This window comes from Blautia sp. 1033sp1_1033st1_G9_1033SCRN_220408, from assembly GCF_040929965.1.
Classification (GTDB): Bacteria; Bacillota; Clostridia; order Lachnospirales; family Lachnospiraceae; genus Blautia_A; species Blautia_A ammoniilytica.
This window is the reverse complement of record NZ_JBFKZO010000014.1, coordinates 38,666-52,288: the sequence shown is the minus strand read 5'-3', so window position 1 is coordinate 52,288 and position 13,623 is coordinate 38,666. Positions and strand designations below refer to the sequence as shown.

8 protein-coding genes are annotated in these 13,623 nt (G+C 45.2%); 7 read left to right on the top strand and 1 reads right to left on the bottom strand.

The genetic code is table 11. The features are described from left to right. Window positions 1–17: 17 nt before the first annotated feature. Entirely contained in the window at window positions 18–509 is a 492-nt protein-coding gene (locus AB5916_RS11195; protein WP_173726923.1) for a dihydrofolate reductase, read from the top strand. Between the two features lie 63 nt (window positions 510–572). On the opposite strand, the gene AB5916_RS11190 is transcribed toward AB5916_RS11195, so the two are convergent. Next, entirely contained in the window at window positions 573–1,598 is a 1,026-nt protein-coding gene (locus AB5916_RS11190; protein ID WP_158421306.1) for a branched-chain amino acid aminotransferase, read from the bottom strand. A gap of 226 nt (window positions 1,599–1,824) precedes the next feature. Between AB5916_RS11190 and AB5916_RS11185 the strand changes: the two genes are divergently transcribed. The 6 genes from AB5916_RS11185 (at window position 1,825) to AB5916_RS11160 (ending at window position 13,546) form a co-directional block, all read left to right on the top strand. Further along, a complete protein-coding gene (locus AB5916_RS11185) occupies window positions 1,825–3,117 on the top strand; it encodes a 5-bromo-4-chloroindolyl phosphate hydrolysis family protein (RefSeq protein ID WP_368190860.1) in 1,293 nt (430 codons plus the stop codon). Window positions 3,118–3,219: 102 nt separating this feature from the next. Then, entirely contained in the window at window positions 3,220–4,371 is a 1,152-nt protein-coding gene (locus AB5916_RS11180) for a toxic anion resistance protein (RefSeq protein WP_368190858.1), read from the top strand. 145 nt (window positions 4,372–4,516) lie between these two features. Next, window positions 4,517–5,578: a flavodoxin-dependent (E)-4-hydroxy-3-methylbut-2-enyl-diphosphate synthase gene (gene ispG / locus AB5916_RS11175; protein WP_173726920.1), complete on the top strand. Its 1,062-nt coding sequence runs from the start codon at window positions 4,517–4,519 to the stop codon at window positions 5,576–5,578. Then, on the top strand, window positions 5,578–10,083 hold the full coding sequence (locus tag AB5916_RS11170) for a PolC-type DNA polymerase III (protein ID WP_368190856.1): 4,506 nt from the start codon (window positions 5,578–5,580) through the stop codon (window positions 10,081–10,083). The genes ispG and AB5916_RS11170 overlap by 1 nt, the downstream gene beginning before the upstream one ends. Window positions 10,084–10,092: 9 nt before the next feature. After that, a complete protein-coding gene (locus tag AB5916_RS11165) occupies window positions 10,093–12,051 on the top strand; it encodes a fructose-1,6-bisphosphatase (protein ID WP_368190854.1) in 1,959 nt (652 codons plus the stop codon). Window positions 12,052–12,130: 79 nt separating this feature from the next. Beyond that, the gene (locus AB5916_RS11160; protein WP_368190852.1) at window positions 12,131–13,546 is read left to right on the top strand and encodes an amidophosphoribosyltransferase; all 1,416 of its coding nucleotides are present in this window, start codon (window positions 12,131–12,133) and stop codon (window positions 13,544–13,546) included. The last annotated feature ends 77 nt before the right edge of the window (window positions 13,547–13,623 follow it).

Below are 13,623 nucleotides of genomic sequence, written 5' to 3'. Positions count from 1 at the left end.
CAGGAGGAAAAGTTATCATGAAAATGATTGTTGCAGTAGATAAAAACTGGGGAATAGGAAAGAATAATGATCTTCTGGTCAGTATTCCGGCAGACATGAAAATGTTCCGTACGGAGACTTCTGGCAAGGTAGTTGTAATGGGAAGGAAGACTCTGGAAAGCTTTCCTGGAGGACTGCCATTAAAGAATCGTACTAATATTGTCCTTTCCGGAAATCCGGATTATCAGGTAAAAGGTGCTATTGTTGTGCACAGCCTTCAGGAGCTTCTGGAGGAAATAAAGAAATATCCAAAGGATCAGGTTTATTGCATCGGCGGTGACAGTGTATACAAAATGCTTTTGCCATATTGTGATACTGCTCAGGTGACGAAGATTGACTTTGCTTATGAAGCAGACAGGTATTTTCCCAATCTGGACGAGATGCCCCAGTGGCAGGTGGCAGCAGAAAGCGAAGAACAGACATACTTTGATCTGGAATATCGTTTTGTACGTTATGAAAGATGTAAATAAAACCAGCAAAAAAGGAGCCGTACGGCTCCTTTTTGTGTGCATATATTGGAATTATATATGGGCTTATTCGATCACCTGGATCCAGCCTTCTGGAGCTTCGATCCGGCCCATCTGGATACCTGTCAGTGTTTCATACAGTTTCTGGGTAACAGGTCCCATTTTTTCCATTCCGCTTGGGAAGCAGATCTCTTTGCCATGGTCTACGATCTTTCCTACAGGAGAGATCACTGCAGCAGTACCGCAAAGACCACATTCTGCGAAATCTTTCACTTCATCAAAGTAAATCTCTCTTTCTTCTGCTTCCAGTCCAAGATAATGCTGTGCAACATAGATCAGGGAACGGCGTGTGATGGAAGGAAGAATACTGTCAGACTTAGGAGTAACTACCTTTCCGTCTTTTGTGACAAAGATAAAGTTTGCTCCGCCGGTCTCCTCAACCTTGGTACGTGTTTTGGAATCCAGGTACATATTCTCATCAAATCCTTGTTTGTGGGCATCTACAATGGCATGTAAGCTCATTGCATAGTTCAGTCCTGCTTTGATATGGCCTGTACCGCATGGTGCAGCACGGTCAAAATCACTGACACGGATGGTGATAGGCTTTGCACCGCCCTTGAAGTATGGACCAACAGGTGTGGTGAATACACGGAACTGATATTCGTCAGCCGGCTTTACACCGATCACTGCGTTGGAACCGAACATATAAGGACGTACATATAAAGTAGCGCCTGAACCATAAGGCGGAACATAAGCAGCATTGGCTTTGATCGTCTCAACAACAGCCTTTACAAAACGGTCTTTTGGGAAAACCGGCATTTCCAGTCTTCTGGCGGAATTTTCCATACGTTCTCCGTTTAAGTCAGGACGGAAAGTAACGATATGGCCGTCTTCTGTAGTATAAGCTTTCATACCTTCAAAAACAGTCTGTGCATACTGAAGTACACCTGCACATTCGCTGATGGTGACAGTATCATCTGTGATCAGACCACCCTCATCCCATGCGCCGTTTTTAAAGTTAGATACATAACGATAATCGGTTTTTACATAACCGAAGCCAAGATTGCCCCAGTCGATGTTCTTTTTTTCCATAACCAAAGAGCCTCCTCTTAATACAAATTCACAGTTCCCTGCCTTTGTCTTTCATTAAAAGAATGATACTGTGTTTATTCTTTCACATTGTAAAACTTTTACGTGTCAAATTCAATAGCAAAACTGTAATTTCATGTTCGCTCTCTTGTTTTTTTTTATTGATTTCGCTATAATGAAAATCATACAGGCAACGTGAAGAAACAGGAAAGCCTGATTGGAGGAATACATGGAACATCAGGAGTGGGATGATCTGGGCGCAAAGATCCAGGACATTATTAACAGTGCAGTGAACGAGCAGGATTACCGAAAGCTCAGCAGGAATATTAATCAGACAGTAAATAAGGCTATTGATTCCGGCAGCGAGGCATTAAAGGGTGTACTGAACGGTGCTTTCGGAGGCAGTCAGACGCAGGATTACCGGACAAATGAGAACCCGGAGCATAATGCCAGAGCCTATGAGACGCATAAAGACCATGGATACCAGCAGCCGCCTTTTGGCAGATCTCAGGGGATCCCACCGAGAATGCACAAACAAAGCGGATATGGCTTATCCATGCCAGGGCTTTACAGGAAGACCGGGGGTGAGCGCGCCAAAGGGATCCTGATGACTATTTTCGGCGGTGTTTTTACTGCCGGCTTCGGTGTTGCTTTTCTTGTAGCAGAAATTGCGGCAGCAGCAGGAGCAGCAGTTACGATGAGCACTGCAGTGACCCTTGGTGCCTTTACCGCAGCTGGTGTAGTGCTTCTTAAGGAAGGATGCAGCCGGATCGGCAGGGTTGGACGTTTCAACAAGTATATCCGTGCCCTTGGTCAGAGAACATACTGCAATTTTGACCAGCTGGCCAGGATCGCAGGCAAGCCTGTAAAATACGTAAAAAAAGACATTAAGAAGATGATCGGTAAAGGATGGTTCCTGGAAGGTCATGTGGATCAGCAGCAGACTTGTCTGATCACCAGCGATGAAACTTATCAGCAGTATATACAGACCCAGCAGGCTCTTGAAGAGCGGGCAGCTTCAGCACGGAAGGAAGAAGAGAAGAAGGCGTCAGCCGGGGCAGTAAGCGCCCAGGTGCAGGAGGTGCTTGATCGGGGAAATCAGTTTATTGACAAGATCCACAGGAGTAATGATGCTATCCCAGGAGAAGAAATATCAGCCAAGATCTCCCGTATGGAACTGATCGTCCGCAAGATCTTTGAGCGGGTGCAGGAACATCCGGAGGTGATCCCAGATCTGAAAAGGCTGATGGATTACTATCTTCCTACCACAGTGAAGCTGCTGGATGCATATGAGGATATGGACAGCCAGCCTGTCCAGGGAGAGAATATCCAGAACTCCAAGTTTGAGATCGAGAAGACGATTGACACCCTGAATACAGCTTTTGAGAAGCTGTTGGATTCTATTTTTGAAGATACAGCCATGGATGTGTCCAGTGATATTTCCGTATTACATACGGTGTTGGCACAGGAAGGCCTGACAGAGGATGAATTTACAAAGATGCGGAAAAAAGATGCACTGTAATTATCTGGCAGGTAGTATCCGACCAAGAGTTTTGGCATGTTTTTTGCCGGAAGTCGGAGATATACAAGGCATTCAAAAAGTAAAAGGAATGAGGAGAACGTAATGGAAAAAGATTTTAAAGATTTTGAAACAGAAGCACCAACACTGACACTGGAGCCGGATTTCGGACAGGAAGAGACAACGAAAGAGGAGAAAGAGCCTGCAGAAGCTGCAGTAAAGAAAGAGATGGAGGAGACGATCCTTACACCGGAAGAACAAAAGCTGGTGGCTGATTTTGCAGCCAGGATCGATATTGAGAATACCAACCAGATCCTTCAGTATGGTGCAGGTACCCAGAAGAAGATGGCGGATTTTTCAGATGCAGCCCTTGCAAATGTAAAGACCCAGGAGCTGGGCGAAGCAGGAGATCTGATCGCAGAGGTAGTAGGAGAACTGCGTGATTTTGACGCCACTGAGGAGAAAGGGATTTTCGGCTTTTTCAAGAAACAGAGCAATAAGATTGAGGCAATGAAGAACCGTTACGCCAAGGCAGAGGTGAATGTGCAGAAGATCGTTGATTCCCTCCAGGAGCACCAGATCCGTCTTATGAAGGATTCTGCTATGCTGGATAAGATGTATCAGCAGAACCTGAACTATTATAAAGAGCTTACCATGTATATCCTGGCAGGTAAGAAGAAGCTGGAGGAAGTGCGGAACGGCCGGCTGTCACAGCTGGAAACCAAAGCTCAGATCAGCGGATCTGCCCAGGATGCCCAGGAAGCAAAGGATCTGGATAGTAAATGTAACCGGTTTGAGAAGAAGCTGCATGACCTGGAGCTTACAAGAACCATTTCAATGCAGACTGCACCACAGATCCGTCTGGTACAAAATAACGATACCACTATGGTTGAGAAGATACAGACTACCATTGTAAATACCATTCCCTTATGGAAGAGCCAGATGGTGCTGGCACTTGGTATTGCCCATTCTACAGAAGCAGCAAATGCACAGCGGAAAGTGACAGACCTGACCAATGAGCTTTTGAAGAAGAATGCGGAAGCCCTTCATATGGCATCTGTGGAAACAGCAAAAGAATCTGAGCGCGGGATCGTTGATATAGAAACATTAAAGAAAACAAATGCAGATCTGATCCAGACTCTGGATGATGTGATGAGGATCCAGAAAGAAGGCAGGATCAAGCGTCAGCAGGCTGAGGTTGAGATGCAGCGTATGGAAGCAGAGCTTAAGAGCAAGCTTTTGGAGATCCGTAAGTAATCATTCATTATCCGGAAAGGGGTTGTGGCACATATATGCAGCAGCCCCTTTCTGGACGCACAAAGCGTAACAGGTCCATCAAAAATTGAGAGGTCCTGGGAGTTTGAAGCGGACTTGTCCGCTTTGTTCAGAAAGGCAGATAAAAATGAGCACATATAGAGAGCATACAAAAGTAATACAGATTGGGAACAGGAAGATCGGTGGAGGAAATCCTATACTGATCCAGTCCATGACCAATACCAAGACAGAAGATGTACAGGCAACCACAGCACAGATCCTTGCCCTGGAAAAAGCAGGATGTGATATTATCCGTTGTGCTGTACCTACCATGGAAGCTGCACTGGCATTAAAGGAGATCAAAAAACAGATCCATATCCCGTTGGTGGCAGATATCCATTTTGATTACAGACTGGCCATTGCAGCTATGGAAAACGGTGCTGATAAGATCCGGATCAACCCAGGAAATATTGGAAGCATCCAGAGGATCAAAGCAGTAGTAGATGTGGCAAAAGAGAGGAATATCCCCATCCGTGTAGGCGTAAACAGTGGTTCCCTGGAAAAGGATCTGGTAGAGAAATACCACGGGGTGACAGCAGAGGGGCTTGTGGAAAGCGCACTGGATAAGGTGCATATCATAGAAGATCTTGGATATGACAATCTGGTGATCAGTATTAAGTCATCAGATGTACAGATGTGCGCCAGGGCTCATGAGCTGATCGTACAAAAGACCAGATATCCTTTGCATGTGGGGATCACAGAGGCAGGTACTCTTTATTCGGGAAATATCAAGTCAGCCATCGGACTTGGGATCATTTTATATCAGGGTATAGGAGATACGATACGTGTATCTCTCACAGGAGCACCTTTAGAAGAAGTGAAGTCGGCAAAGCGTATCCTGAAGACGCTGGGTCTTAGAAAAGGCGGGGTGGAAGTAGTATCATGTCCTACCTGCGGACGTACCAGGATTGATTTGATCGGTCTTGCCAACCAGGTAGAGACTATGGTTCAGGATATTCCACTGGATATTAAAGTAGCAGTTATGGGCTGTGTGGTAAATGGCCCTGGAGAGGCCAAGGAAGCAGATATTGGTATTGCAGGCGGAGATGGTGTTGGACTCCTGATCAAAAAAGGAGAAGTTGTACGTAAGATACCGGAGGACCAGCTTCTGGCTGTTCTTCGGGAAGAGCTAATGAATTGGAGTGAATAATGGAAAAGTCTTTTTTTGATGTATTTCCAGGACTGAAATTAAAGACAGAGCTTCAGGCGCTGCTTGAGGATGTAATAGTCACAAAGGTATCCTGTAATGCTGGAAAGACACAGCTGCGAGTATACATTAAAAGCAGCCGCTGGATCCATAAGAAACATATTTTTGAGTTGGAAGAGCAGATCCAGAGACAGTGCTTCCCAGGGATCGTCATGGGTGTTACTTTGATCGAACGGTTCTATTTGTCAGAGCAGTACACTCCTGAGAATTTTATGGAGGTTTACCGTTCCAGCATGGAGCTTGAGCTTAAAAATTATAATATGCTGGAATACAATCTGTTCAAGCGTGCACAGATCACCTTTCCGGAAGCGGAAACGATGCAGCTGCAGCTGCCGGATTCTGTGATCGCCAGGGAAAAAAGTGAGATCCTGCTGGAGTATTTTCATAAGGTTTTCTGCGAACGGTGTGGTATGAACCTGAAAGCAGACATTGATTTTATTGAGACAGGAGAAAGCAAATACCGTAAAAACGCAGCCCTGCAGATCCAGCAGGAGGTGGAGAATGTGCTTCGCCATGCCAAACTGGATGATGAGAAAACAAAAAGCGAAAGCCAGGAAAAGAAACAGACAGCTGATTCCGGCCAGGAAAAGGCCGCATCCGGTGAAACAACAAAAGGCAAAACCGTGCAGGCTCCTAAGGAGAAGAAGCCATTTGAGAAAAAAGGTAAATGGGGCGACCGTGGAAGCTATCGCAAGGATCCAAATCCGGATGTTATCTATGGAAGGGATGTGGAGAATGATCCTGTTCCTCTGGAATCCATTGTGGAAGTTGTGGGAGAGGTGACCATTCGTGGTCAGGTAATGGATGTGGAGGCAAGGGAGATCCGAAATGAAAAGACCATTCTGATCTTCCCTGTGACGGATTTTACAGACTCTATCACTGTAAAAATGTTCCTGCGAAATGAACAGGTGCCGGAAGTAACAGAGCATTTGAAAAAGGGAGCCTTTATTAAGCTGAAAGGTGTTACCACCATTGACCGTTTTGACAGTGAGCTGACCATTGGTTCTGTAAGTGGGATCAAGAAGATTGGAGATTTCCGCAGCACAAGGATGGATACAGCACCACAGAAAAGGGTGGAACTGCATTGTCATACCAAGATGAGTGATATGGATGGTGTTACCGAGGCCAAGGCACTGGTGAAACGGGCATATGAATGGGGACACCCGGCGATTGCCATTACGGATCATGGTGTAGTGCAGGCATTTCCTGAAGCAAATCATTGTTTTGACAGCTGGGGTGGATGTGTACCCAAGGATTCGGATTTTAAAGTATTGTATGGCATGGAGGCCTATCTGGTAGATGACTTGAAAGGTATGGTTACAAATCCAAAGGGTCAGACTCTGGATGGACGTTTTGTTGTTTTTGATATAGAGACTACCGGATTTTCACCTCTTACCTGCAGAATCATAGAGATCGGTGCAGTGCTGGTAGAAGGAGGAAAGATCACAGACCGTTTTTCCACCTTTGTAAATCCGGAGGTGCCTATCCCATTTCGTATCGAGCAGCTTACCAGTATTAATGATGCAATGGTAATGGAAGCACCAAAGATCCAGGAAGTTTTGCCAAAATTTCTGGAATTTTGTGAGGGAGCTACCATGGTAGCCCATAATGCTGATTTTGATATGAGCTTTATTATTGAAAACTGCAACCGGCTGGGAATAGCCCATGATTTTACTTATGTGGATACAGTTGGCATGGCCAGGTTCCTTCTTCCTGCCTTGAACCGTTTCAAGCTGGATACTGTGGCAAAGGCAGCTGGCGTGTCTCTGGATCATCACCACAGAGCAGTGGATGATGCAGAGTGTACGGCACGTATTTTCGAGAAATTTGTGGAAATGTGCAGAGAAAGAGATATTTTTGATGTGGATCAGCTGAATGAACAAGGAAAGGTTTCTACAGACACCATCAAAAAGCTGCCCACTTATCATGCCGTGATCTTTATGCGTAATGAAACAGGCAGGATCAATCTGTACAAGCTGGTAAGCCAGTCCCATATCAAATATTTTAACCATAAGCCAAGAGTTCCCAAAAGTGTATTTGAAGCACACAGGGATGGACTGCTCATTGGAAGCGCCTGCGAGGCCGGTGAGCTTTACCAGGCATTGCTTCGGAATGCACCGGAGCTGGAGATCGCAAGACTTGTGAATTTTTATGATTACCTGGAAATCCAGCCTTTGGGAAATAACTGGTTTATGATCGAGGATGAGAAGAATGATACCATCCACTCTAAGGAAGACTTGATCCAGATCAATAAGAAGATCGTTAAGCTGGGAGAGCAGTTTAATAAGCCGGTAGTGGCTACCTGTGATGTGCATTTTATGGATCCTCAGGATGAGATCTACAGACGGATCATCATGGCTGGTAATGGCTTTAAGGACGCAGACAATCAGGCACCTCTGTACCTTCGTACTACAGAGGAAATGCTGGAAGAATTTTCTTATCTTGGCAGCGAAAAGGCAGAAGAGGTGGTAATCACCAACACCAATAAGATCGCAGACATGATTGAGAAAATTTCCCCTATCCATCCGGACAAATTTCCGCCTGTTATTGAAAATTCCGACAGGGATCTGAAGGATATATGTTTCAAGAAAGCTCACGAAATGTACGGGGAGACGCTGCCTGCCATTGTGGAGGATCGGCTGGAGAAAGAACTGCATTCTATTATTTCCAATGGATATGCGGTGATGTATATCATTGCACAGAAACTGGTATGGAAGTCCAATGAGGATGGGTATCTGGTTGGTTCCCGTGGATCGGTTGGCTCCTCGCTTGCAGCCACTATGTCCGGTATCACAGAGGTCAATCCTCTGCCGCCCCATTACCTGTGCCCTAATCCGGAATGCAAATACAGTGATTTTGATTCTCCTGAAATCAAGGAATTTGCTGGAATGGCAGGCTGTGACATGCCGGACCGGATCTGCCCTAAGTGTGGTACAAAGATGACAAAACAGGGTTTTGATATTCCATTTGAAACATTCCTTGGATTCAAGGGAGACAAGGAGCCGGATATTGACCTGAACTTTTCCGGTGAATATCAGACAAATGCACATAAATATACAGAGGTGATTTTTGGAAAAGGCCAGACCTTTAAGGCCGGCACCATTGGTACCCTGGCTGATAAAACAGCGTTTGGTTATGTAAAGAATTATTTTGAAGAGCGAGGCCAGCATAAGCGGTACTGTGAGATCAATAGGATCGTGCAGGGCTGTACCGGAGTACGCCGTACCACAGGACAGCATCCTGGAGGAATCATTGTTCTTCCAAAAGGCGAGGAGATTGAGAAATTTACACCTGTACAGTATCCGGCAAATGATTCCAGCAGTGGTTTTATCACCACTCATTTTGATTATCACTCTATTGACGGTAACCTTCTGAAGCTAGATATACTGGGGCATGATGATCCTACCATGATCCGTATGCTGGAGGATCTGACAGGTCTTTCTGCCAGGAAGGTTCCGCTGGATGACAAGGCAGTGATGTCTTTGTTTGCCAGCACAGAGGCATTGAAGATCAAGCCAGAGGATATCGGAGGCTGTAAGCTGGGATGTCTGGGTATTCCTGAGTTTGGTACAGACTTTGCCATGCAGATGCTGATTGATACAAAACCAAAGTATTTCTCTGATCTTGTCCGTATTGCAGGGCTATCTCACGGAACGGATGTGTGGCTTGGCAATGCACAGACCTTGATCGAAGAAGGAAAGGCCACTATTTCCACTGCTATCTGTACCAGGGATGATATTATGATCTATCTGATCGGACAGGGTGTGGAAAGCGGTCTGGCATTTACCATCATGGAAAGTGTACGTAAAGGAAAAGGCCTGCGTGATGAATGGATCACAACCATGAAAGAGCACGGGGTTCCGGACTGGTATATCTGGTCCTGTAAGAAGATTAAGTACATGTTCCCAAAAGCCCATGCAGCAGCCTACGTTATGATGGCTTACCGTATTGCCTGGTTTAAGGTTTTCCAGCCACTGGCTTACTATGCAGCTTACTTCAGTATCCGTGCCACATCATTTTCCTATGAACTGATGTGTATGGGTAAAGAAAGACTGGAATACTATATGGCAGAGATCCGTAAGAAAGGGGATCTGGCTACCCAGAAGGAGCAGGCAACCCTGAAGGATATGAGGATCGTACAGGAGATGTATGCAAGAGGATTTGACTTTGTTCCTATTGACCTTTACAAGGCAAAGGCCCACAGGTTCCAGATCATGGATCAGAAGCTGATGCCTGCGCTGGATACCATTGACGGTTTGGGGGACAAGGCAGCAGACGCTGTTGTAGAAGCAGCAGCAAAAGGAAAGTTCCTGTCAAAGGATGATTTCCGTGACAGGACGAAGGTAAGCAAGACAGTGATCGATCTGATGGACGATCTGGGGTTATTTGGGGATATTCCTCAGTCCAACCAGATTTCACTGTTTGATTTCTCAAAAAATGCGGTGTAGGGAGGGACTATGACCACAGAAGAATTGCGCTATCTGCAGCGGCTTGCAGAGCTTTATCCAACGATTGGAAAGGCATCCACAGAGATCATCAATCTTCAGTCTATTCTGAACCTGCCGAAAGGTACAGAGCATTTTCTTTCTGATATTCATGGGGAATACCAGGCTTTTTCCCATGTGCTGAGAAATGGCTCAGGGGCAGTCCGTAAGAAGGTGGATGACGTGTTTGGCCATACCCTAAGCAATCAGGATAAACGATCACTGGCAACGCTGATTTATTATCCGAAAGAGAAGATTGAACTGGTAAAAAAACAGGAAGAGGATATGGAAAACTGGTATAAGATCACTTTATACCGTCTGATCGAGGTATGCAAAACAACAGCCTCCAAATATACAAGATCCAAAGTAAGAAAAGCCCTTCCTGCAGATTTTGCTTATGTGATTGAAGAACTGATCACTGAAAAGGCAGAGGTTCTGGACAAGGAAGCCTATTATGATGCGATTGTAGAAACCATCATTCAGATCGGCAGGGCAGAGAACTTTATTATTGCTTTGTGCGAACTGATCCAAAGGCTGGTAGTGGATCATTTGCATATCCTTGGAGATATTTATGATAGAGGACCTGGCCCCCATTTCATTATGGACCGATTGATGTCTTACCATTCCCTGGATATCCAGTGGGGGAACCATGATGTAGTATGGATGGGAGCTGCTGCAGGACAGCAGGCATGTATTGCCACTGTGATCCGTAATAGTGTCCGATATGGCAATCTGGATATTTTGGAGGATGGCTATGGGATTAACATGATGCCGCTGGCAGCCTTTGCAATGGAAGCATACAGGGATGATCCCTGCATAGCTTTTTCAGGGATTTCCAGTCCGTCTAATTACAATGCAATGGAAAAAGAATATAGCAGGAAAATGCATAAGGCTATTGCAGTGATCCAGTTCAAACTGGAGGGTCAGCTGATCATGAACCATCCGGACTTTGATATGGAGGATCGACTCCTGCTTCATCGGATCCATCCGGAAAAAGGAACGGTTACACTTCCTGACGGAAAAGAATATCCACTTTTGGATAATTGTTTTCCCACTGTGGACTGGACACATCCTTATCAGCTTACTAAAGAAGAACGAACAGTGATGGAACGGCTTACTTCCGGTTTTGTTAATTGTGCAAAGCTTCAACAGCATATGCGTTTTCTTCTTGACAAAGGAGGGCTTTATAGGGTATATAATGGGAATCTGCTGTTTCATGGAAGCATTCCATTAAATGAAGACGGATCCTTTAAGAAAGTACAGATCTATGGGAACATATACAAAGGAAAAGCCCTTTATGATACCCTGGAATCCTATGCAAGACGGGCTTTTTATGAATTGGACGATAAGGAACTGGAAAAAAGCAGGGATATACTGTGGTACATCTGGGCAGCACCTAATTCACCGCTTTTCGGAAAAGATAAGATGACTACTTTTGAACGGTACTATATAGAAGATCCGGGAACTCATCAGGAGAATAAAAATGCTTATTACCGCCTTCTTGAGAATGAAAAAGTAGTTGATCATATTTTGGAAGAATTTGGATTGGACGGGGCAGAGGGCAGGATCATTAACGGCCATGTACCTGTGCATCAGCTAGAGGGAGAGAATCCTGTGAAGTGTGGTGGGAAGGTGATCGTGATCGATGGCGGTTTTTCCAAAGCTTATCGGAAAGTTACGGGGATCGCCGGATATACCCTGATCTATAATTCCTATGGTCTGGCACTGACTGCCCATGAGCCTTTTACTTCTGCAGAGGATGCAGTGATCAGAGAACAGGACATTGTTTCAAACCGTGTGGCAGTTCATTATACTTCCAGACGGCGCCTGGTTGGGGATACAGACAATGGAAAGGCACTGAAGGAGCGGATCAGTGAATTAAAATGGCTTCTGGAAGCCTACAGGAGAGGCATTATCAAAGAGAAAAAGTGACTGAACCATTAAAGGATCAGGCATTGATTTCTATATAAAAGTCCATCAGGGCAAATAAAAACAGAGGAGAATCGAAAAAATGGGTGGAATTTTTGGAGTAGTTTCAAAAAACAGTTGTGTAATGGATTTGTTTTTCGGAATCGATTATCATTCACATCTGGGAACGCGCAGAGGTGGAATGGCTGTTTATGATAGAGAAGAAGGATTTAACAGGGCAATCCATAATATCGAGAATTCACCATTCAGGACAAAGTTTGATCGGGATGTGGAGGAACTGCACGGAAATGTAGGAATCGGCTGTATTTCTGATAATGAGCCTCAGCCTTTGCTTGTACGTTCCCACCTGGGGAATTTTGCCATCACCACAGTTGGTAAGATCAACAATCTGGAGGAACTGGTACAGAACTGTTTCAAAAACGGATGCTCACATTTCCTTGAGATGAGCGGAGGCAGCGTAAATCCTACGGAAATGGTGGCAGTTCTGATTAATCAGAAGGGCAGTATCCTGGACGGGATCCGCTATGCACAGGAAGTGATCCAGGGATCTATGACTATGCTGATCCTGACACCGGAAGGACTGTATGCAGCCCGTGACCGTCTGGGAAGGACACCTTTAGTGATCGGCAGGAAAGAAGGAGCCTGCTGTGCTTCTTTTGAAAGCCATGCGTACATTAATCTGGGTTATGAAGATTATAAGGAATTAGGCCCGGGCGAGGTAGATTTCCTTACACCTGAAGGGGTGGAAGTGCTGCAAAAGCCAGGGGATAAAATGCGCATCTGCTCTTTCCTCTGGGTATATTATGGGTATCCAACTTCTACCTATGAAGGAGTCAATGTAGAAGAAATGCGGTACAAATGCGGAGACATTCTGGCAGGCAGAGATGCAGGGGAGATTTCACCGGATATTGTAGCAGGTGTGCCGGATTCAGGTATTGCCCATGCCATTGGATATGCCAATCGTTCCGGAGTGCCTTTTGCACGACCATTTATTAAATATACACCAACCTGGCCCCGTTCTTTTATGCCTACTCAGCAAAGCCAGCGTAATCTGATCGCCAGGATGAAACTGATCCCTGTACATAAGCTGATCAAAGGGAAAAGCCTGCTGATGATTGATGATTCCATCGTTCGTGGTACACAGCTTCGTGAAACTACAGAATTTCTTTATAATAATGGGGCAAGAGAGGTGCATATCCGTCCTGCATGTCCGCCATTGCTCTATGGCTGCAAGTATCTGAATTTCTCCAGATCCAAATCAGAAATGGATCTGATCACAAGGCGGATCGTGGCAAAAAGAGAAGGGGATCATGTGGATCCGAAAGTGCTTGCAGATTATGCAAATCCGGATTCACAGAACTATAAGGAAATGCTGGAAGAGATTCGTAAAGAACTGAATTTCACTTCCCTGAAGTACCATCGTCTGGATGATCTGGAAGCATCCATTGATATTGAGCCATGTAAGCTTTGCACTTATTGCTGGAATGGTGTAGAATAATTGTTCCATAAAACTAAAACAAAACATGCATTGTGTGTGCCTAGGAGCTGGATTAGCTTCCGGGAAGCATACAATGC

Excerpts from the sequence above, each read along its gene's own strand:
- AB5916_RS11195 (WP_173726923.1), top strand. The coding sequence starts at position 18 with ATGAAAATGATTGTTGCAGTAGATAAAAACTGGGGAATAGGAAAGAAT.
- AB5916_RS11190 (WP_158421306.1), bottom strand. The coding sequence starts at position 1,598 with ATGGAAAAAAAGAACATCGACTGGGGCAATCTTGGCTTCGGTTATGTA.
- AB5916_RS11185 (WP_368190860.1), top strand. The coding sequence starts at position 1,825 with ATGGAACATCAGGAGTGGGATGATCTGGGCGCAAAGATCCAGGACATT.
- AB5916_RS11180 (WP_368190858.1), top strand. The coding sequence starts at position 3,220 with ATGGAAAAAGATTTTAAAGATTTTGAAACAGAAGCACCAACACTGACA.
- ispG (WP_173726920.1), top strand. The coding sequence starts at position 4,517 with ATGAGCACATATAGAGAGCATACAAAAGTAATACAGATTGGGAACAGG.
- AB5916_RS11170 (WP_368190856.1), top strand. The coding sequence starts at position 5,578 with ATGGAAAAGTCTTTTTTTGATGTATTTCCAGGACTGAAATTAAAGACA.
- AB5916_RS11165 (WP_368190854.1), top strand. The coding sequence starts at position 10,093 with ATGACCACAGAAGAATTGCGCTATCTGCAGCGGCTTGCAGAGCTTTAT.
- AB5916_RS11160 (WP_368190852.1), top strand. The coding sequence starts at position 12,131 with ATGGGTGGAATTTTTGGAGTAGTTTCAAAAAACAGTTGTGTAATGGAT.